This is a genomic window from Methylosinus sp. C49, from assembly GCF_009936375.1.
GTDB lineage: Bacteria > Pseudomonadota > Alphaproteobacteria > Rhizobiales > Beijerinckiaceae > Methylosinus.
This window is the reverse complement of record NZ_AP022332.1, coordinates 1102314-1120597: the sequence shown is the minus strand read 5'-3', so window position 1 is coordinate 1120597 and position 18284 is coordinate 1102314. Positions and strand designations below refer to the sequence as shown.

The 18284-nt window shown below is 66.3% G+C and carries 22 protein-coding genes; 10 read left to right on the top strand and 12 right to left on the bottom strand.

Annotated elements, in window-relative coordinates; all coding sequences use genetic code 11:
* Positions 1–45 precede the first annotated feature (45 nt).
* Positions 46–1050: a complex I NDUFA9 subunit family protein gene (locus GYH34_RS05260; protein WP_161912673.1), complete on the top strand. Its 1005-nt coding sequence runs from the start codon at positions 46–48 to the stop codon at positions 1048–1050.
* Between the two features lie 21 nt (positions 1051–1071).
* Here the strand turns inward: GYH34_RS05260 and GYH34_RS05255 are convergent, their stop codons facing one another.
* Positions 1072–1758: a sulfate transporter family protein gene (locus GYH34_RS05255; protein ID WP_161912672.1), complete on the bottom strand. Its 687-nt coding sequence runs from the start codon at positions 1756–1758 to the stop codon at positions 1072–1074.
* Positions 1759–1923: 165 nt separating this feature from the next.
* Here GYH34_RS05255 and GYH34_RS05250 point away from each other — a divergent pair, with 165 nt between their 5' ends.
* The 3 genes from GYH34_RS05250 (at position 1924) to GYH34_RS05240 (ending at position 5079) form a co-directional block, all read left to right on the top strand.
* On the top strand, positions 1924–2730 hold the full coding sequence (locus GYH34_RS05250; RefSeq protein ID WP_161912671.1) for a class I SAM-dependent methyltransferase: 807 nt from the start codon (positions 1924–1926) through the stop codon (positions 2728–2730).
* 83 nt (positions 2731–2813) lie between these two features.
* Entirely contained in the window at positions 2814–3665 is an 852-nt protein-coding gene (locus tag GYH34_RS05245; protein ID WP_161912670.1) for a class I SAM-dependent methyltransferase, read from the top strand.
* Positions 3666–3708: 43 nt separating this feature from the next.
* On the top strand, positions 3709–5079 hold the full coding sequence (locus GYH34_RS05240) for a (Fe-S)-binding protein (protein ID WP_161912669.1): 1371 nt from the start codon (positions 3709–3711) through the stop codon (positions 5077–5079).
* A gap of 75 nt (positions 5080–5154) precedes the next feature.
* Here the strand turns inward: GYH34_RS05240 and GYH34_RS05235 are convergent, their stop codons facing one another.
* Positions 5155–5493 (bottom strand): hypothetical protein, encoded by a 339-nt coding sequence (locus GYH34_RS05235; RefSeq protein ID WP_161912668.1) that lies wholly within the window; start codon positions 5491–5493, stop codon positions 5155–5157.
* 172 nt (positions 5494–5665) lie between these two features.
* On the opposite strand from GYH34_RS05235, the gene GYH34_RS05230 reads away from it, so the two are divergent.
* Positions 5666–6196, top strand: a complete 531-nt coding sequence (locus tag GYH34_RS05230; RefSeq protein ID WP_244635279.1) for a hypothetical protein — start codon at positions 5666–5668, stop codon at positions 6194–6196.
* 47 nt (positions 6197–6243) lie between these two features.
* On the opposite strand, the gene GYH34_RS05225 is transcribed toward GYH34_RS05230, so the two are convergent.
* From GYH34_RS05225 to GYH34_RS05190, 8 genes are all read right to left on the bottom strand, one after another.
* A complete protein-coding gene (locus GYH34_RS05225) occupies positions 6244–7932 on the bottom strand; it encodes a DUF882 domain-containing protein (protein ID WP_161912666.1) in 1689 nt (562 codons plus the stop codon).
* 259 nt (positions 7933–8191) lie between these two features.
* Positions 8192–9001, bottom strand: a complete 810-nt coding sequence (locus GYH34_RS05220) for a hypothetical protein (protein WP_161912665.1) — start codon at positions 8999–9001, stop codon at positions 8192–8194.
* A 129-nt stretch (positions 9002–9130) separates the two neighbouring features.
* Positions 9131–10150, bottom strand: a complete 1020-nt coding sequence (locus GYH34_RS05215) for an NAD regulator (protein ID WP_161912664.1) — start codon at positions 10148–10150, stop codon at positions 9131–9133.
* 10 nt (positions 10151–10160) lie between these two features.
* Entirely contained in the window at positions 10161–10673 is a 513-nt protein-coding gene (locus GYH34_RS05210; protein WP_161912663.1) for a protein tyrosine phosphatase, read from the bottom strand.
* 48 nt (positions 10674–10721) lie between these two features.
* Complete coding sequence (locus GYH34_RS05205; protein ID WP_161912662.1) at positions 10722–11342, bottom strand: HD family hydrolase; 621 nt, start codon at positions 11340–11342, stop codon at positions 10722–10724.
* A 16-nt stretch (positions 11343–11358) separates the two neighbouring features.
* Complete coding sequence (locus tag GYH34_RS05200; protein WP_161912661.1) at positions 11359–12006, bottom strand: MT-A70 family methyltransferase; 648 nt, start codon at positions 12004–12006, stop codon at positions 11359–11361.
* Positions 11987–12646: a BglII/BstYI family type II restriction endonuclease gene (locus GYH34_RS05195; RefSeq protein WP_161912660.1), complete on the bottom strand. Its 660-nt coding sequence runs from the start codon at positions 12644–12646 to the stop codon at positions 11987–11989. The genes GYH34_RS05200 and GYH34_RS05195 overlap by 20 nt, the downstream gene beginning before the upstream one ends.
* A 125-nt stretch (positions 12647–12771) precedes the next feature.
* Entirely contained in the window at positions 12772–13392 is a 621-nt protein-coding gene (locus GYH34_RS05190) for a DNA-3-methyladenine glycosylase I (RefSeq protein ID WP_161912659.1), read from the bottom strand.
* A 199-nt stretch (positions 13393–13591) separates the two neighbouring features.
* Between GYH34_RS05190 and GYH34_RS05185 the strand changes: the two genes are divergently transcribed.
* Positions 13592–14149, top strand: coding sequence for a hypothetical protein (locus tag GYH34_RS05185; RefSeq protein ID WP_161912658.1), 558 nt, complete (start codon positions 13592–13594; stop codon positions 14147–14149).
* Positions 14150–14366: 217 nt separating this feature from the next.
* Positions 14367–14762: a DUF3126 family protein gene (locus tag GYH34_RS05180; RefSeq protein ID WP_161912657.1), complete on the top strand. Its 396-nt coding sequence runs from the start codon at positions 14367–14369 to the stop codon at positions 14760–14762.
* A gap of 9 nt (positions 14763–14771) precedes the next feature.
* Here the strand turns inward: GYH34_RS05180 and GYH34_RS05175 are convergent, their stop codons facing one another.
* Positions 14772–15428: a hypothetical protein gene (locus GYH34_RS05175; protein WP_161912656.1), complete on the bottom strand. Its 657-nt coding sequence runs from the start codon at positions 15426–15428 to the stop codon at positions 14772–14774.
* A gap of 161 nt (positions 15429–15589) precedes the next feature.
* On the opposite strand from GYH34_RS05175, the gene GYH34_RS05170 reads away from it, so the two are divergent.
* Positions 15590–16117, top strand: coding sequence for a gamma carbonic anhydrase family protein (locus tag GYH34_RS05170; RefSeq protein WP_161912655.1), 528 nt, complete (start codon positions 15590–15592; stop codon positions 16115–16117).
* Positions 16118–16159: 42 nt separating this feature from the next.
* On the opposite strand, the gene GYH34_RS05165 is transcribed toward GYH34_RS05170, so the two are convergent.
* On the bottom strand, positions 16160–16753 hold the full coding sequence (locus GYH34_RS05165; RefSeq protein WP_174242367.1) for a transglutaminase-like cysteine peptidase: 594 nt from the start codon (positions 16751–16753) through the stop codon (positions 16160–16162).
* 429 nt (positions 16754–17182) lie between these two features.
* On the opposite strand from GYH34_RS05165, the gene GYH34_RS05160 reads away from it, so the two are divergent.
* Positions 17183–17680: a Spy/CpxP family protein refolding chaperone gene (locus GYH34_RS05160; protein WP_161912653.1), complete on the top strand. Its 498-nt coding sequence runs from the start codon at positions 17183–17185 to the stop codon at positions 17678–17680.
* A gap of 118 nt (positions 17681–17798) precedes the next feature.
* Positions 17799–18257, top strand: a complete 459-nt coding sequence (locus tag GYH34_RS05155; protein ID WP_161912652.1) for a hypothetical protein — start codon at positions 17799–17801, stop codon at positions 18255–18257.
* The last annotated feature ends 27 nt before the right edge of the window (positions 18258–18284 follow it).

The following is an 18284-nucleotide window of genomic DNA, read 5'->3' as shown; positions in this document are numbered from 1 at the left end:
GCGATATCCTCGAGCGCTCCTTAGCGAAGCGGCGTGGGGCGAAGAATGAGCGCAGATGTGAAGGATGCCGGGCGGATCGTGACGGTGTTCGGCGGGTCGGGATTCATCGGGCGCCATGTCGTGGCGGCCCTCGCGCGGGACGGCTGGCGCGTGCGCGTCGCCTGCCGGCGGCCGGACCTCGCCTTTTTCCTGCAGCCTCTCGGCAAAGTCGGGCAGATTTTCCCGGTTCAGGCCAATCTGCGCGATCCGGCCTCCGTCGCCGCCGCCGTGCGCGGGGCCGAGGCGGTCGTCAATCTGGTCGGCGTGCTGGCCGAGGGCGGCAAGCAGAAATTCTCCTCCCTGCACGCGCAGGGCGCCAAAGCCGTCGCCGAGGCCGCCGTCGCGGCGGGCGTGAAGCATCTCGTCCATATCTCGGCCATTGGCGCGGACAAGAATTCGAGCTCCATTTACGCTCGCACCAAGGCGGAGGGCGAGGCCGCGATTCGCGCCGCCTTCCCCAGCGCGGTGATCTTGCGCCCGTCCGTCGTCTTCGGCCCGGAGGACGAATTTTTCAACCGCTTCGGAACGCTGGCGCGCTATCTGCCGGTCGAGCCGGTGATCGGCGAGGCGACGCGCTTCCAGCCCGTCTATGTCGGCGATGTGGCGCAGGCCGTGGCGCTGGCGGTGGACGGCCGCGCCCAGGCCGGCGCGACCTATGAGCTCGGCGGCCCGGAGGTGAAAACCTTCCGCGCGCTGGTCGAATATGCGCTGAAGGTCGCCGAGCGCGACGTCAAAATCTGGCCGCTGTCCTTCGCGACGGGGGCGCTGATCGCCCGCATCACGCAGACGCTGCATTCGCTTTCGCTCGGCCTCTTCCCCAGCCTGCTGACGACGACCGTCGATCAGGTGGAGCTGCTGCGCCACGACAATGTGGTCTCGGCCGACGCCAAGGCCACCGGGCTGACGCTGCAAGGGCTCGGCATCACGCCGACGGCGATCGAGGCGATCGTCCCGAGCTACCTCTACCGTTACCGCAAGACCGGCCAATATCAGGCGCAGCGGCTCGCCTGAGCCGCCCGGCCCTCTCCAGCCTCAGCGCGCCCGCGCCTCCGCGCGGGCCGCCGGGGCCGTGAGGCGCTTGTGCAGGCGCACCATGAAGGCCACGCCGAACAGCGGCGTGAACAGATTTAGGCCCGGCACGGCGACGAAGCCGGCGATGAACAGGCCCGCGAGGAACAATGTCGTCGCATGGCGACGGGTCAGCTCGCGGGCTTCCTCCAGCGAGCAATAGCGCGTCGCGGCGAAGGCGAAATATTCCCGGCCGAACAGATAGGCGTTGGCCAGCACGAAGACGATGGCGTTGACGCCGGGCACGAGCAGCAGCAAGAGCGCGACAAGATTGACGCCCGCCGAGACCAGCGCGAAGCGCAGCGCCATCACCATCGCCTGACCGGCCGGCAACGGACGTCCGCGCGGCCCGTGCGGATCGATCTCCTCCTCGACCACATCAGCGAGATCGTCGAGGAAAAATCCCGCGACGAGGATGGAGATCGGCGCGATGAGAAAAGAAAGGCCGACGACGAGCCCGGCGCCGGTCGCGAAGGTCACGACCGCGCGCAACCAATAATTGTCGGCGGTGAGAAAAGACAGCGCCGTCTTGTCCAAGCCAGTCCAGGCCAGCGCCAGAAGGACGAAGGTCAGGCCGAGGCTCTTGAGCAGGACATTGCGAAAGGGCGGCGAGAAGATTTGACGGGCGGCGTCCAGGGCGTCTTGCAGCATGAGGGCTCCGAGGCGGAAGTCGCCGTCAAGATGGGGGGAGCCGGGCGCGGGCGCAAGCCGGGCCGAGACCGCCGCTCGAGGACCGCCGCGCCGGGTTAGGCGCGGCCGCGGAATTTGTGCTAGGGGCTGCGCCGCGGCCGGGATTCGAAAGGCGAGGTTTTCGCATTGATAGGACGAAATTGGTTCAGACGGCGCCCCCGCTCCGAGGAAGTCGCGGTCGCCAGTCTGTTTTCCGGCGAGGAGACGCGCGCGCCGTCGCACCAGAACGCCATCGACGCCATTCCGGGCTGGAACTGCCATTTTCCCGTCGAATTGGGGCTTACCGCCGGGCGGCTGCCGGCCTTCGACGATCCGCGCATCACCTGGTGCATCGAGCGCTATGGCGATCTCACAGGACGCCGCGTGCTGGAGCTCGGTCCGCTGGAGGGGGCGCACACCTATATGCTGGCGAAGACCGGCGCCCATATCGACGCGGTGGAGGCCAACCGGCTCGCCTTTCTGAAATGTCTGGTGACGCGGGAAGTCCTCGACTTTCCCGACACGCGCTTCTATCTCGGCGATTTCGTGCAATGGCTCGAGCAGGCCGGCCCGCGCTATGATCTCGTCGTGGCGAGCGGCGTGCTCTATCACATGCGCGAGCCGCTGCGGCTGCTGCGCGCCCTGTCCGAGCGCGCCGACGCCATCTATCTGTGGACGGTCATGGTCGACGACGACCAGCTTCCGCATACATTCACGCAGAAATTCGAAAATCTGGACGTGCGCCACTATGCGCGCGGCTATGGGGATCGCAGCGTCGCCTTTTGCGGCGGCGCGATGGACTTTCCCAATTGGATGCATCGGGACGACATTCTCGCCGTGCTGGCGGCGCTCGGCTATGACGACGTCACCGTGCTGAACGACATCATCGGGACGGCGGGCAATGTCCTGCCCACATTTTCTGTTTTCGCCAGACGGAGCGCTTCGGTCGGCTGACGACGCCGCGGCGCGCCTCCATTGAGGCCGGATAGATTCGAAGGCGCGCGTCGCGAGCGGGCGCCTCTTCACAGAGGAACGGCATGAGCATTCAGGACAACGCCAAGAAGCTCCCCATCGGCCGCCGCATCGTGCGCGCGCTTCGTTCGCTGGTCGGGCTGAAGAACGCCCCGATCCCCGTGGAGCACGTCAAGCTCAACCGCAGCCAATACAAGAACATTTGGAACTCCGTCTCGGTCTCCGAGAATGACGCGAAAATGGCCGTCTCCGGCTATATCGACGAGGACCTCTATCGCCAGATGGGCGAAGGCACGCGCGACATGCTGCAGTCCTATGTCGGCATCGGCCCGGACGATGTGGTGCTGGAGATCGGCGCCGGCGTCGGCCGCGTCGGCGCCGCGCTCGCGCCGATCTGCAAGGAATGGATCGGCGCCGATGTCGCCGAGAACATGCTCGGCCATATTCGCCAGCGCCTCGCCGCTTTCGACAATGTGCGCACGGTAGCGACCAGCGGCTTCGATCTCTCCGCCGTGCCGGACGCTTCCGTCGACGTCGTCTACAGCACGGTCGTCTTCATGCATCTCGAGGAATGGGATCGCTACAATTACATCAAGGAAGGCTTCCGCATTCTGCGGCCGGGCGGACGCATGCTCGTCGACAATGTGGACATCACCTCCGATCTCGGCTGGAAATTCTTCGAGGAGCATTGCGCGGTGCCGCCCTTCGAGCGGCCGGCGCAGATCAGCAAGACCTCGACGCCCCAGGAGCTCGAGACCTATTTCAAGCGCGCCGGCTATGAGGCGATAGAGCAGGTCCGCGCCGGGCTCTGGATCATCACCTATGGCCGCAAGCCCGCGGCGCAGGAGCAGCCGCAAGAGCAGCCCGCCGAGCAGCAGGCCGCCGCTCCGGCGGAAGAGGCGCAAGCCGCCGTCTGACGGCGCAAATATTGCTTTCATGCCGCCCGAGGAAACGGGCGGCATGAAGACATTTCTCGACTGGTCGGCTTACGACACTTACGGAATAGGCGACGCCTATTCCGGCATTCCGGCGACGGGCGGCAATTACGCCAAGGCGGTGGCCGTGTGCATGCACAGCCGCGACTGCCAGAAGACCGCCAAGGGCGTCATGTGCCCGAGCTATCGCGTCACCGGCGAGGTCAAGCATTCCACCGAGGCGCGCGTCGCCGCCTTCAAGGCCGCGCTCAATGACGGCACGGATGAGCGCGCCTTCGCCGATCCGCGCCTCGACGAGGCGATGGACCTCTGCGTCTCCTGCAAGGCCTGCAAGAAGGAATGTCCCAGCGCCGTCGATATGACGCTGATCAAGACCGAATATCTCGCCCAGCGTCATGAGATCGTCGGCGTGCCGAAGCGACTGCGCCTCTTCGGCGGCGTGCCGGAATGGACGGGCCGCCATCGCGCGCTGCTGCGCTTCGCCATTCGCCTGCGCAATCGCTCGCGCCTTCTCTCCAAGCTCGCGGAAAAATGGATCGGCGTCACCGCCCGCCGTCCCCTTCCCGAGCCGGCCCCCACGGCTTTCGCCCGCTCCGCCCCGGCGGCGGCGAGCGCCGGCGCGCGCGGCGAAGTGATCCTCTTCGTCGACACGTTCTGCCATCACTTCGATCCGCATGTCGCCGAGGCCGCCGTCGAGGTGCTGGAACATGCCGGCTATAGCGTGCGCATCGCCAAGCCGGCGCCGACCGATTCCGAGCCGGACCGTCCGCTCTGCTGCGGCCGCACCTATCTCACCACCGGAATGGTGAAAAAGGCCCGCGGAGAAGCGGAGCGCGTGCTCGCCGCCTTCCGCGACGAGATCGCCGCCAAGACGCCGATCATCGGCCTCGAGCCCTCCTGCCTGCTGTCGCTGCGCGACGAACTCTACAGCCTCGGCCTCGGGCCGGAGGTCGGCGATCTCGGCAAGCAGCTCTATCTGCTCGAGGAGTTTCTGGCCCGCGAATATCAGAACAAGGGCCTGCGCCTCTCGCTGAAGCCGCTCGATCTGCCCAAGGCGGTCGTGCATGGCCATTGCCATCAGAAGGCCTTCGGCGTGATGAAGGCGACGAAGAAGGTGCTCGGCTGGATTCCGGGCTTCACCTTCGACATTGTCGAGACGAGCTGCTGCGGCATGGCCGGCAGCTTCGGCCTCGAGGCCGAACATTACGAAACGTCGATGAAAATGGCGGAACTGTCGCTGCTGCCGGCGATGCGCGACGCCGCGCCCGATGCGCCGCTGATCGCCAATGGTTTTTCGTGCCGCCACCAGATCGAGCATGGCAGCGGCCGCCAGGCCCGCCATATCGCGCTGCTGCTGCGCGACGCGCTGGAGCCGGCTCCGCAGGCCGCGGAATAGAGCGAGTCCGCCGGCGCGCCTCGCGCGCAATCGTCCAGAATTGTCCGCTAACCGACAGAATTGAACGCCGCGCGCTCAGCTCTCCCCGGCGCGACGCTGGGACAGTTCCTCCATCAGCGCCGACACAGTGTCGAGCAGGCGGATCGCGCCGGGCAGGCGGGAATGGGCGTTATGCTGCGCCTCGCCCTCCGGGTCCATGCCGCGCCACCAGTCGATCAGGTCGCCGATCAGCGCGCGCCCCGGGATCTGCTCGAAGGGAACGCCCGGATAGGCGTCGAGGCCGAAAGCCGCCTCGAAATCGCGCAGGCAGGCTTCGACATAGCGCGCGTCGGCGCCATTGAGCGCGAAAGGCCGCTCCGGCGCGCGACGCACCATGCGCACCTCGCTCAGCTCCGGGATATAGTCCTTTATCACCGCCCTGCTCCGTCCCCGCGTTTCCCTCGAGAGACGCCCCATCAATTGCGGCGCCAGTCTCGCCGGGCGGCAATGGCGCGACGCTTGCATTTTTAGGCGCATGACCACTCACGCGACCGAGAGAGGGCCGGTTCCGCCGGCGCTCAAACGATTCATCTGGGATATTCAGTCGATGGTCGAGCTCGCCGACAGCGAGCGGGAGATTCTTCTCATCGGCCGCGATCTCATGACCCGCCTCGTCGCCAGCGACGATTGCCTGCCAGCGGTTTTCGCCGACGCCCTGCCGGGCCGCGGGCGGCAATTCCAGCTCTACAGCGATGGCGAGGAGCGCTTCGCCGTCGTCGCCTCCGTGCTCGCCGGCGGCGCGGGCCTCGCGCTGGAGCAACCGGGGGTCTGGGAGATCGCCGGCGTTCTGCGCGGCGCGGTGGCGCGGCGCCTGCCCGGCGGGACGGAAGACGCGCGCACGCTGGAGAAAGGCGCGGTCGAAGCGCGGCTTTCCAAGACCGGCCCCTCCGCCGCCCTCGCCAATGCGCTGGCCGAGGAGGTTTCGATCGCGATCCAGGTCTATGGCGGGCCGCTCGCCGGCATCGTCCGCCGCTCGGTCGCGCCCGATGGCGCGATCGGCGAGGCAGAGCCCTACGCCAATGGCGAGGCGACGCCGCCCTATGACATCTACACCATTCAGACCGAGATAAAGGACTGATCTAGCGCGGAATCTGCTCCCTCTCCCGCAAAGCGAGGGAGGGGGCCTCAGCGCGCCGAGACGAACCGATCGGTCGGCAAAATCGCCGCCTGTCCGGCGAAAGCCTGCGCCTGTCCGCTCGAGGTCGTGGGCGCGAAGAGCCCCGTATCGGCGCGGGCGGCGGAGCGCGGCGCCGCGAAAGTGGTTCCGAGAGCCGTGCCGCTGGGCAGCCGGCTCGCGGACACGCCCGTCGTCATCGCATGGAAATTGGAGCGGTCGAGACGCGCCGGCACCAGCTCCACCTTGGCGGGCGCGGGCCTCGGCGCCGGCTTGGCGGCGGGCAGACGCAGCTCCGGCGCGAGATCGCTTCCATAGGGAAGCGATTGCGCGGCGGAGGGCGCGTAGGCGAGCAGCGGCTCCGGCTTGGCGACGGCCTGCTGCGCCGGACGAACTGGCGGCGGCGAGACATTATGCGCCTCCTCGCTGACGCCGCCGCGCAGGCTGGCGGCGCTGAGATCGACGAGGCTGGCGATGGCGCCTCCGGCCCGGCGGGCGGGCGGAGCGGCGGGAACGCTGGCCAGAGCGCCGAACTCGCTCGGCCGCGTGGGCGGCAGCGGCGCGCCGGCGACAGTGAGAAACATGGGCCGCCGGGGCGGCAGAGGAGCGGCCAAAGCCGCATCGAGCTTGGCGTCGATCTTCGCCTCCTCGGCGGAGGGTCCGAGCGCGGCCACGGCGACCGGTTTTTGCCGCTCGGCAGGACGCTCGACGGCGACCGGCTCGGCGCGCATCTGCGTCTCGCCACGCGGCAGATTGCGCTCGGCCGCGGCGATGCGCTCCTGCTCGCGGCGGCTCGGGGCCGGCGCGGCTTCGGCGCTCTCCTCCTCGGCGTCGGCCGAGACGCGGCCCGAGCGCCGCGGCGCGAGAGAGGCCCATTGCTTGCGTGCAGCAGTAGGCGGCGGGGCCGCGGCGATCGCGCTGTCCTCGTCCTCCTCGCCGCCGCCGAACAGCATGGCGAAGAGGCCCTTGCTCTGGCGCTCGACGGCCGGAACATAGGCGCCGTTGCCGCGCGCCTCGATCTCGGCCTTGGCCTCCTCATAGCGCGCGAGCGGCTGGTTGTTGGTCGGCAGATGCACCGTCTTGCCGTCCGGGAACAGGCGCGCGAGCTGGTCGTAGCTCATGCGCGGCCAGGAGCGGACGCCGCCGACGTCGAGATGCACGAAAGGCGTGCCGGCGGTGGGATAATAGCCGACGCCGCCGCGCTGCATGCGCATGCCGATCTCGCGGATCTGCTCCATGGACATGCCCGGCATCGTCGTGTCCATCGCCTTGCCGAGCATGTGCTGCGAAAACTTCGCCACGGCGCGCGAGCGGCGGCGCAGCATGGCGTTGGTCTCCGGCGAGCGATAGGCGGAGACGACATGGACCGGCTCGGTCGCGCCGGCCTGCCGATAGGCCTCCCACACCACATCGAACAGATGCGGGTCCATCTTGGTCGGCTCGTCGCGGCGCCAGTCGCGCAGGAACCAGTTCAGCTGCTCCAGCACCGAGGAATCATAGCGGCCATTGACCAGATAGGTCGCGGCGATCTGCTCCTTGGTGTGGCTGTGGAAGAGATAGAGCGTGCGCGTCTCGCCATTGGCGACCGCATTCTCGGTGAAGGACGGAGCCAGCGCCGTGACGAGCGCAGCAGCGGCGCTCGCGAGCCGCGCGATAGACCGTCGTGAGAGGAGAGGCGCGCCTTCCCGCCGATCGTGCAAAACGTCTGTTCTTTCCGCTGGTCGACGGGCGAGAAGGCCCGACGAAATGAATTGCGAGACGCGAGCGCCGAACGCACGGACGATCGATCGGCAGATCGATCGTGGCTTCGTCCCTATCGGCGCCTCGGCGTCGCGGGACCCGGCCTCTTCTTGTGATGGGCGAATCGGATTCGCCCGTAAGGCAAGGACGCTATTTCGACATAATGGCGAAAAATTGCCCAGCCGTCATAGTGACACAATGTCCAGTTCCCGTTGAAAGTCAATGCGCCACGCCTCCCGCGAGGGGCAGGACGAAGGCGCCTGAGGCCAAAATCGGCTGCCCGCCGGGGATCAGCGGCGCCGAGGCGGCCATCTCCGGCAAAGGCTCCGAATGCGCCTCTTTCTGCGCATCCGCGCTGGTGAAGGCGGTGGAGGGCGGGCGGCGGGGCGGCTCGGGCGCCTCGACCGGCGCAGGCTCATTGGCGCGGATAGAGGCGGTCGGAGTCGAATCTATGGCCCGGCTCGCCGACAGCCGATCGCGCTCGGCGAGGGCGAGGCGGATCGGCCCCTGCGGCGGCGCGGCAGGATCGGCGAAGGCTCGCGACACCGCGCCTTGCACCTTTTGCGCGAGATCGCCGAGCGGGTCGGCGGCCGGCGCGGCGGCGGCGACCGTCTGCGCGCCGCGGCGGGCGCGGCTGGCGACCACCGTGCGGTCGCCGCCATTGCAATTGCGAATGCCGAGCGAGATCAGCTCATTGCCGCTCAGCACCCGATATTGCCGAGTGAGATAGCCGAGCCGCTCGCGTACCGCCGCCGGATAGTAATTGAAGAGCTCCGCGGAGACGCCGGCGTCGGTCTGATGGTCTATCGGATTATAGGCCAAATGAAATTTGACCTGCGAGTCGGGATAGACGCAGACATTGGGAAGGCTGAGCGCCATTGTGCAGGCGGATCGGCATTCGTGCAGCCGAACCTCGCGGCCCTCGCGGCGATAGATTTCCGTTTGCGCCTGATACTCCGAGACGAAACCGCCCACGTCCTTATAGACGATGACCGGCGCCGGAGCAGGCGGCGGCGACAGATAGCTCAAGCAACACCCCTACGCTCTACTGACGTCCGATAAAGAGAAAATTCACCATGACAGGGTGAATAGTCTCTTAACGGCCGGATCATCCTCGAGCGGTCGGGTGGACGGCGACCCATCCGATCGCCCGTCGGATCATCCTCTGATTCCGACCCTGAGGCCGGGCGCGGGACGTTCTTGCAAGACATTGCGGCGAAAATGAAAAAGCGCTGCGGGACGGCCGCCGGTCTTCAGCGACACCTCCCCCGTCGGCTCCACGGCGGCGGAGGTCTCGACGAGGCGGCGGAAGTTCTGCTTGTGCAAGTGGCGGCCGGCGATGGCCTCCACCGTCCGCTGCAGCTCGGTGAGCGTGAAGGCCGGCGGCATCAGCTCGAAGATCACCGGGCGGTACTTCATCTTGGCGCGCAGCCGGCCCATCGCCGTCGCCAGAATGCGCCGATGATCGTGCTGCATGGGCGCGCCGAGCGGCGGCGGCTTGGCGCCCCGCTTCAACGCCGCCTCGCGCCCGTCGCGCCAAGCCTCCTCCACTAGGCCGGCCTCATAGAGCAGCTCATAGCGCTCGAGCGCATTCTCCTCGTCGAGACCCCTTCCCTGCGGACGGAACAGGAGGTTGACGCGGTCGCGCCGCCTGAGGCCGGAGGAAGAGAGCGCATCCGGCGCCTCCTCGACCCAGGCCGAGAGGCCGGGCAGAATAGTCGTCTCCATCGCCTCGGGCCGGCCGCCGCGCCAATCCTCCCAGGGGAAGAATTCGTACCAGCTGCGAAAGCCGCGGATCTCCTCCGCCTGCTCCTCGGCGATCCGGGTCAGCGCGAGATAGCCGACGGAGACCACATGCGGATCGCGGTCGCCGGCGCGGGCGTGACGACCGCGATCGCCGAAAGTGTAGAGCTGCTCGACATAGCCCAGCGTCATGCCGGTCTGCTCGGCGACCCAGGCGCGCAGGCCGATCTCGAAAGTGCGGTGACGCACCGGATCGAACGGGCCGGAGGGCAGAGCGGCGCGCGCATCCGCGCCGGTGGCGGCGACGGTGAGGATGAGCGGCTCGTCCTCCTGCGCCGCGACGATCGCCGCCGTCAGGCCGATGGCGACCGGCAGCGGTCCTTCCGAGTGGCGTGAAGATGCAGGCGGCTCGCGCCGATGATCGAAGCTCGTCATCGTCTATGGGTCAGGCGAGCTCGAGCGCGAAAGGCGCTCCCTCGTAGCAATCCGCGCCGCGGCCGATCTCGGCTATGGCCGCCGACATGCGGCCGTCGCGCGCGAGAATGCGATCGGCCAGAGCGACGAGACGGCGGTTGGGCGTCGCCGTCGGCGAGGCGCGGCGCAGCTCGGACGCCAATTCGCTCTCCGCCCGCTGCGGGGCGAGCGCGCAAGCGAGAATGAAGGCCGCCGCCGGCGAGCGGCTCACGCCGGCGTAGCAATGGATGACCAGCGGCTCACGCCGGTCCCATGCGCCGGCGAAGGCGAGAAGGCTCTCAATATGCGCGCGATTGGCGAGCACATGGCCGTCCTGATCCGCCTCTATGTCGGAGACGGCGAGCCGCAAATGGCGCTCGGGTACGATTTCGCTCGGGCGCGCCAGCGAGGAGCCGGCGGTGAGAATTGTGATGAGCGAGCGCGCGCCGCTGGCGCGCACCGTGTCGACGACCTTCGTAAGCGAACAGACATAGAGGTGCGCCATGTCTCACCCGTTCTGTGTCACTTCGATGCCTCACACTCTGATGCGTCGCTACGCGCTTCGCTCGATCGTGGCGAAGCGCGCCAGAAAGCGCTGCTGCGCCTCCTCGACCGAGAGCGGCTCCAACGCCTGCGCGCAAGCGTCGGGCGCCAGCGCCGGACGGCCGAAGATGCGCTCGGCCTCTCCGCGTGTAAAGCCGGCGAGACCCACCGCCTCGAAAAAAGCCGAGGCGCGATCCGCCCGCTTGGAGAGACGCAAGAGCGCCGCGTCCGGCTCCGGCGGCAATGAGAAGCGCAGCAGGATCGCCGTCAAAATGCGTTTCTCCACGCTCTTGTATGTGTCGCCGATGACCGCTTTGAAGGGGGAGATCATGTCGCCGATCACATATTCCGGCGCGTCATGGAGCAGCATGAACAGCCGCCCCTCGCGTCCGAGCCCGGGCGAGAGCGCGCAGGCGATCTCCTCGACGAGCAGGCTGTGCTGGGCGACCGAGAATATATGTGGGCCATGCGTCTGACCGTTCCAGCGAGCGACGCGGGCCAGCCCATGGGCGATATCCTCGATTTCCACATCCAGCGGCGAGGGATCCAGCAGATCGAGCCGCCGACCGGACAACATGCGCTGCCAGGCGCGGGGGGCGCCTGGCGCAGTTCGGGTCTTGGGCGGCCTCATGCGGTCGCTGCGTCCATCACTCTTCGCTCATGTTGGCCAAACTGGTCACACCCGAATGATAGGCATAGGTATCCCAACTCGGATAATAATCGTCACTGGCTTGATTGCCCCAGGACGACCAGCCCTTTCTCTTCCCACGCGCGAAAAGCTCGAGATAAGGGCCAGCCGAGCACGCTTCGATAAGATCGTATTGCTCGTCGGGCTTTCGAGAATGCTCCCGCTTTCTCGTCGCCAAAAAATTGACCTGCCGACGTCCAGCGGCGAGAGTCCGAGCGTTTTTTCCGCGCACGCCGAACAAGATCATCTCTGTGACGTTTCGGAAATAAAATCCGACGCCGCGTCCGTCCGACCCGCCATCTTTCCTGACCTTGTGCCAAATCAAATTAGACTTATAGGTGAAGCCCCAAGCCGACATCACCTCGAGCCCCATAGGCAGCAGCGCATTGGGTACCCAGAGATAGAGATGGGCAGTGTCCTTGGCCACCTCGGCCACCGGCAGGGCGCAAATCTCCTCGACCTCCATTGTGCCATAGCGCGAGAGGCGGCGGTGTTCCGGCGCCATTTTCCCGGTGCGGTTCGCAAAACGCCAGGGTGGATCCGCCAGGACCACGCCGAAACGCGATCGTCCGAGGTCCTGCAGCAGGTCAGCGCTCGCTTTCGTCATCGTCGCTCTCATCCGTCGAATCATTCGGAGGTGGAATTTCAGCCCGCGGAACGTCTTCGACGAACAGTTTCGCGCCAATGCCGAAAACCAGTATGGGACAACCTCCCCCGCCGCCGCCCATGATGCGTGGGATCAGCTTTTTCATATGAGTGGTGGAGTTGCCGTAGCTCTTTCCTTTGCCCAGACGGTTGAAAATCGCCTGAAGTTCGGAACAGCGTGTCAAGATGATGCCGACATCGATGACGTTGAGGTCAAAAAGTAGTCGGAAATTATTGAGATCGCGGTCGAAAAATGGATCTTTGTTGTTCCATTCCACTTCGAGAGCGACACGGTTCTTATAGCAGTCCACCTTGTGAGTCGGGCTTTCTCGCACGACATCGTCAACCTTTACTGCCGTTTGGAACTGCGTCTCCCGCCAGCCATGTCTCAGCAGAGCGCTATCGAGACCTTTCGCGAGATCGGACTTGTTCTTGCCCGGCGCGAGCACATCCGATGCGCGGAACCGGAACCCTCTCAGCGCCTCCAAAATCTCGGCCCACTCCTTAGGATGCGCCGTCAGCAGGACGCCGGCCGCATTTCTCCATTCATGGGTCTCATAGAGGCTTGAAATATCTTCTGGCACGAGGTGGAGGGTCGACATCCGACATTGTGGGTTCAACGGAACGGAACAAAAGCCGTAGCATGGCGATCATAACGCCCAGAATTTTTGTCGCCAAGAACACAAACAGAACGAGCAAAGAAGAAGATCGCTTTTCCCCAGGGCGTTCAAGACGGGCTCGCGCAATGGCACTCCGCCAGATGGTCGTCCACCATGCCCACCGCCTGCATGAAGGCGTAGACGATCGTCGGGCCGCAGAAGGCGAAGCCGCGCGCCTTCAGATCCTTGGCGAGGCGGCGGGAGATGTCGGTCTGCGTCGGAATATCGGCCGTCGTCCGCGGACGCCGGACGATCGGGGCTCCATCGACGAAATCCCAGAGATAGTTGGAAAATCCCACGCGCTCCTCGAGCTCCAGATAGGCGCGCGCGGAGGCGATGGCGCCTTCGATCTTGGCGCGGTTGCGGATGATTGCCTGATTTTGCATCAGAGCTTCGACGCGAGCGGCGTCGAAGCGCGCGATTCGCTCGGGATCGAAACCCTCGAAAGCGGCGCGAAAGCCCTCGCGGCGGCGCAAGATGGAAATCCAGGAAAGGCCGGCCTGGAAGCCATCGAGAATCAGCTTCTCGTAGAGCGCGCACGAATCGCGCTCCGGGCGGCCCCATTCCTCGTCGTGATAGGCGACATAGAGCGCATCGTAACCGGCCCACGGACAACGCAAAACGCCATCTGGATGACGCAGCGCGGCGGCATCGCGCCAAGCGCGCGGATTTTCTCTTTCGGCGGCCATCGCCCCTTCCCTCACGCTTTACGCGCGCCATCTGAGCCCAAAGAGCGTTTCATAACATCCTGATTGCGGTCCCGGCGAGCTTGCGGCCCCTGCCTCTATGCATGACAATTGGCACAGGCCGTGCTCGCAGTGCGGCCGTCGGGAGCCGTTTGCGCCGACGAATCATCATTGGCGACGGCGCTCACCAAGGAGAAATTTGATGTCGATCCGTCTCGTCTCTTACGCTGCCGTCGGCGCCCTCGCGGTCGGCTTGGCGGTCGCCGCCGCGGGTGAAGCGAAAGCGCAGGCGAATGTTTTGAAGGAATGCGGCACGCAATATCAAGCCGCCAAGGCCGCCAATGAGCTGAAGGGTCAGAGCTGGCAGGACTTTCTGAAAGCCTGCCGCATGCGCCTGTCCGAGCAGCCCGCCGAGACCTCGCCGGCCGCCGCCGCTCCCGCGCCGACCCCTGCTCCGACCCCCGCCCCTGCTCCAACCCCCGCCCCTGCTCCGGCCGCCGCCGCGCCCGAGCCGGCCCCGGCCCCCGCCCCCGCCCCGACGACAGCGACGCCCGCTCCGGCTCCTGCTCCCGCTCCGACGACCGCCGCCAAGCCGGCCAAGCCCGTCTCCGAAGGCAAGGCGGCCCAGGCCGCCCGCCAGAAGAAATGCGGCGCCGAATGGAAGTCCAAAAAGGCCGAGCTGCTGAAGGCCGACCCCAAGGCCACCTGGCCGAAATATTGGAGCGAGTGCAACAAGCGCCTCAAAGCCGCGGGCGAGTGAGTCCCGAGCCTTTTGCCGCCGCTCGACAGTCAGGCCCGGCGCGTCGCGCCGGGCTTTTTTATCGACAACATCATCGGCGCGTCGCGCCGGGCTTTTCATTGCCAGCCCCCCGGCGGGCGCCCCTCTTGCGGCGCGGCCGCTTTTCGTGGCACAGGCTGCGGGCCGCGAGACGACGGCGAGGCGCTCGGCAAGAGGCGCGCGAAGCGGGGGAAGCCGTATGGAGAAGATCGAGCTGCGCAAGCTGCAGGCCTTCTTGCGCCAGGCGCTCGGCAATGAGGGGATTCGCGTGACCGCCGATCCCAAGAACCCCGACGACGCCGCAGTGCATCTTGGCGAGCGCAAGATCGCCTCCATCATGGTGGACGACGAGGACGGCGACCGCTCCTTTGCCTTCGGGATGAAGCTGCCGGTCGGCCGCGAGACTCTGCAATCCTATTTGCGCAAGCTGTTCGAGAACGACAAGCTCACCATCGCGCCGCGCGGCCGCAAGACCGATTCCGTCGAGCTGAACAGCGGCGAGGATTTTCTCGGCGTGATCTCCGCCGATGACGCCAAGCAGACGAGCTACACGCTGCAGATCGCCATTCTGGACTTCGACCTCGACGATTTTTGAGCGCCCGCCTCAGCGCGGACGCGGCCGATCGGCGTCGATCGAGGCCAGAAAGGCGCGCAGCCCGCGCGCGAGCTCTTCCCAATCGCGCAGCAGAGCGGCGGAAAAGCGCGCCTCGACATCCAGATTCTTCCAGCGCAGCGCCCATAGGCAGGGCGCAGAGCCGAGAAAGCCCGCGTCACGACGCGGGCAGCGGGCGAAAAAGTCGCGCCCCTCCGGCGGCGCGAGATAGAGCAGCTCCAGCTCATAGGGCGAGCCCCGCTCGAAGCGCCGCATGACGAGGCCGCCCGGCCCGCCCCAAACATCGCTCTCCAGAAAACGCGCATAGAGGCGCGAGGGCCGCTCGGCGGGATCGAGCGCCTCCTCACGCGGCGCGAGCGTGACGAAGACGCGCATCGGATCCAGCTCCTCTGCCGCGCGCCGGCGCGGATCGGCGCTCGGCTTTTGCGGCGCCGCGAAATCCGGCGCGACAGCGACGAAGGAGAGACGGTCCGGCGCGCCGCCGTAACGCGTCGAATCGTCGCGCGCATAGGCGGGCGCATAGGCGAAGCGGGCGTCGCCGAGGCTGGCGGCGACGATGGCCGGCTCGGCCGCATCGGTTTTGCGCGTGAAGCGATAGCCCGCCGCGGCCAGCAGCGCCAAAAGCAGGGCGACGAGGAAGAGGCGCATGATCCTGAAGAAAGAGCAGCAGAGCCGATTCGCCGAGCTTAGCCGATTCAGACCCACGGCGCGCGGTTTCCTCTTTGCGCCAAAGACACTAGAAGGTCGGCGAACGCCCCTCGCGCCTCGCTCCGAGGCCGCCGCGAAGAGGGGCGCCGGAGACCTGACCCATGCCTCTCTACAAGCTCGACGGCGTCGCGCCGCGCGTCCCGGCCTCCGGCCGCTTCTGGATCGCGCCCGACGCTCATGTCATCGGCCGCGTGCAGATCGAGGAGGACGCCAACATCTGGTTCGGCTGCGTGCTGCGCGGCGACAATGAATGGATCACGGTCGGCGCGCGCAGCAATATTCAGGACAATAGCGTCCTCCACACCGATATGGGCTTTCCGCTCGTCATCGGCGCCGATTGCACCATCGGCCATGGCGTCATTCTGCACAGCTGCCTCATCGGCGAGGCGAGCCTGATCGGCATGGGCGCGACCATCCTCAATGGCGCGAAAATCGGCCGCAACTGCCTCGTCGGCGCCAATTCGCTGGTCACGGAGAATAAGGAGTTCCCCGACAACAGCCTGATCGTCGGCTCGCCGGCGCGCGTCGTGCGCACGCTGGACGAAGGCGCGCTCGCCCGCAATCTCGAATCGGCGAAACATTATGTCGAGAACGCCGAGCGCTACGCCAAAGGGCTGGAGGCGATCTGACCGTCGCGGCGCGCCCTGCCGAAGGGCGCGCCGAGCGCCGGCTCAGCGCGCGGCGAAGAGCGGGGCGTTGGGATCGTCGATCGCGACCCAGGTGTTCTGGTCGAGCTGCGACTGGCGCTTGACGAAGCGATAGGGCGTGTTGGTCCAGGGCCGCACAGCATCGTTCATATTGTCGAGCACGAACTCGCCGCGATTGGTCCTCACCGTCAATATCGCATGGCCGTCGCCATTCTTCTCCTTCACCACCGTCATCAGCAGAGCCGCGCGCGGATAGCCGAGCTCGACCAGCAGGCGGCGCTTCATCAGCGCATAATCCTCGCAATCGCCCTTGCCGTCGGTGGGATAATCCCAGCGATCGACGACGCCCCAATGATCCATGTCGGAGACGGGCTCGATCGCGTGATTGACATGGGCGTTGACGCGCTGAATGTCCTTATAGGCTTTGGCGGTGAGCTCGATATCGCGCGGTCCGGCGGCGTCGGCGGCGCATTCGCCACGATAGCGATGACAAAAGTCCAGCCAGCCATAGGGTACGCTCGTCTCCGGCCCGAGGGCCGCATGGAGCAGATGCTCCGAGCCCGCCCAGCCGGGCGCCGTTCCCAAAATGGAGACCGCGCCGGCCAGGGCCGCGCTCATCGCCAGTCTCGCTACTCTACCCAACATCTTCGTCGTCTCCCCGATGTGGAGACGAGATTAGTTTTATTGTTTTGCTTGCTCCGTAAGCCGATAGCTCAGTTTTTCGGCCAATCCATTTAGATTTTACGACATTTTTCGTAAGTATACCAAGAGATGACCGAAATAGGCGAAATTTCGGGGTATTTCTAAAATATCGCTGAAATTATGGGATGTTCCGACCCAGACGCGAGGACGCGGCCTCGCGCCGAGACGAGGGATTTTGCGCATTACGGGCCGATTCGTTAATGTGAGGCCCGGAGTCGTCGTTAACGGGCTAGCCGTGGCGACGGCGAGCGACGAAATTATGGCGGCGGCCATGGTTCCGTCTCAAAGGCGGCGTAGGGACCGGAGTCGAGTTTCCATCGGGTTCCGAAATTCCATCGGGGTTCTATGACGATGTTGCTGCGCTTCGCTATTGCTCTGGCGGTGAGCCTCATGGCCTTCGTCGTCGCAGACGCGCCGATCGCCGAGCCGCTCAATCGTCCCGCGGAAAACCCCTTCGTCCCGAGGCGCAATCCGCTCGAGAGCCATATGGACGAATGGCGAGGCGCCCTTCGGCTCTCTGGCGAGCAGGAACGGCTGTTCTCCGCCTTCGCGCAGCAGCTGCACGCCCTGGTTCGAGATCGGGACGCCGCCATCGTCGCCGCGGCGATCGACCGCAATCGCGACATCGCCCCGCGCGACCCCGGCGCGCCGCTGCGCGCGCGCGCCGATCGGCTGAGCCGTCACGTGGAGAATTTGCGCGCTCTCGCCGACGCCGAGAGCAGCTTTTTCGCCTCGCTCTCCGACGAGCAGCGCCGTATCGCCGATCACGTGCTGCCCCGCGACGTGCTCGGGGCGCATGATCTCTTCCGCCGCCGCGGCATGCGCCCGGACCGGAATGGCTGATGGCCTGCGCGAGCAGCCGTTGAAATTGTGGGAGCGCCTCCCCCGGAACGATGAAAATCGTCTATTCGCCCACGAAGACAAAGCTCGTCATCCCGCCCTTCGCCCGCGAGACAAGAAAATGACATCCGTTTCGCCCGCCCCGAGCGCCCGCCGCATCGCCGTCGGATTTTGGGGACTGCTGATTTGCGCGTTTTCCGTCGGGACCCCGGCCTTCGCCGCAAATGGCGCGGACAAGCCGCCGGCGCTGGAGGCTACGCCCGCCGCGCCGCCCGCCCCGCCGCCAGCGCTCGCCGGCAAGTCCGCGCAACCGGCGCCGGCGCGCAAGCGGCTCACCAAATTCGAGGCGCGGCGCATTCGCCATGCCTGCCAAGGACGCGCCAATGAGCGCAACCTCGTCGGATCGGAGCGCGAGGTCTTTTTGGGGCGCTGCTATTTCGGCCGCGTGTCGACGCGCGTCGAGCGGCAGCAATGCCGGCAGGAGGCCGCGGCGCGCGGGGTGGAACGCGCGAGCCTGCGCGTCTTCATACGCGAATGCGTCCGCGAGCGCGTCCGCGCCAAAAAGGACCGCAAGGACTGATCGCCATCGGGCCTTTCGATCGAAGGT

What these genes read in the sequence shown, in the direction of transcription:
- GYH34_RS05260 (WP_161912673.1), top strand. Translation starts at nt 46, where the DNA reads ATGAGCGCAGATGTGAAGGATGCCGGGCGGATCGTGACGGTGTTCGGC.
- GYH34_RS05255 (WP_161912672.1), bottom strand. Translation starts at nt 1,758, where the DNA reads ATGCTGCAAGACGCCCTGGACGCCGCCCGTCAAATCTTCTCGCCGCCC.
- GYH34_RS05245 (WP_161912670.1), top strand. Translation starts at nt 2,814, where the DNA reads ATGAGCATTCAGGACAACGCCAAGAAGCTCCCCATCGGCCGCCGCATC.
- GYH34_RS05240 (WP_161912669.1), top strand. Translation starts at nt 3,709, where the DNA reads ATGAAGACATTTCTCGACTGGTCGGCTTACGACACTTACGGAATAGGC.
- GYH34_RS05230 (WP_244635279.1), top strand. Translation starts at nt 5,666, where the DNA reads ATGGTCGAGCTCGCCGACAGCGAGCGGGAGATTCTTCTCATCGGCCGC.
- GYH34_RS05215 (WP_161912664.1), bottom strand. Translation starts at nt 10,150, where the DNA reads ATGACGAGCTTCGATCATCGGCGCGAGCCGCCTGCATCTTCACGCCAC.
- GYH34_RS05210 (WP_161912663.1), bottom strand. Translation starts at nt 10,673, where the DNA reads ATGGCGCACCTCTATGTCTGTTCGCTTACGAAGGTCGTCGACACGGTG.
- GYH34_RS05205 (WP_161912662.1), bottom strand. Translation starts at nt 11,342, where the DNA reads ATGAGGCCGCCCAAGACCCGAACTGCGCCAGGCGCCCCCCGCGCCTGG.
- GYH34_RS05200 (WP_161912661.1), bottom strand. Translation starts at nt 12,006, where the DNA reads ATGACGAAAGCGAGCGCTGACCTGCTGCAGGACCTCGGACGATCGCGT.
- GYH34_RS05195 (WP_161912660.1), bottom strand. Translation starts at nt 12,646, where the DNA reads ATGTCGACCCTCCACCTCGTGCCAGAAGATATTTCAAGCCTCTATGAG.
- GYH34_RS05190 (WP_161912659.1), bottom strand. Translation starts at nt 13,392, where the DNA reads ATGGCCGCCGAAAGAGAAAATCCGCGCGCTTGGCGCGATGCCGCCGCG.
- GYH34_RS05185 (WP_161912658.1), top strand. Translation starts at nt 13,592, where the DNA reads ATGTCGATCCGTCTCGTCTCTTACGCTGCCGTCGGCGCCCTCGCGGTC.
- GYH34_RS05180 (WP_161912657.1), top strand. Translation starts at nt 14,367, where the DNA reads ATGGAGAAGATCGAGCTGCGCAAGCTGCAGGCCTTCTTGCGCCAGGCG.
- GYH34_RS05175 (WP_161912656.1), bottom strand. Translation starts at nt 15,428, where the DNA reads ATGCGCCTCTTCCTCGTCGCCCTGCTTTTGGCGCTGCTGGCCGCGGCG.
- GYH34_RS05170 (WP_161912655.1), top strand. Translation starts at nt 15,590, where the DNA reads ATGCCTCTCTACAAGCTCGACGGCGTCGCGCCGCGCGTCCCGGCCTCC.
- GYH34_RS05165 (WP_174242367.1), bottom strand. Translation starts at nt 16,753, where the DNA reads ATGAGCGCGGCCCTGGCCGGCGCGGTCTCCATTTTGGGAACGGCGCCC.
- GYH34_RS05160 (WP_161912653.1), top strand. Translation starts at nt 17,183, where the DNA reads ATGACGATGTTGCTGCGCTTCGCTATTGCTCTGGCGGTGAGCCTCATG.
- GYH34_RS05155 (WP_161912652.1), top strand. Translation starts at nt 17,799, where the DNA reads ATGACATCCGTTTCGCCCGCCCCGAGCGCCCGCCGCATCGCCGTCGGA.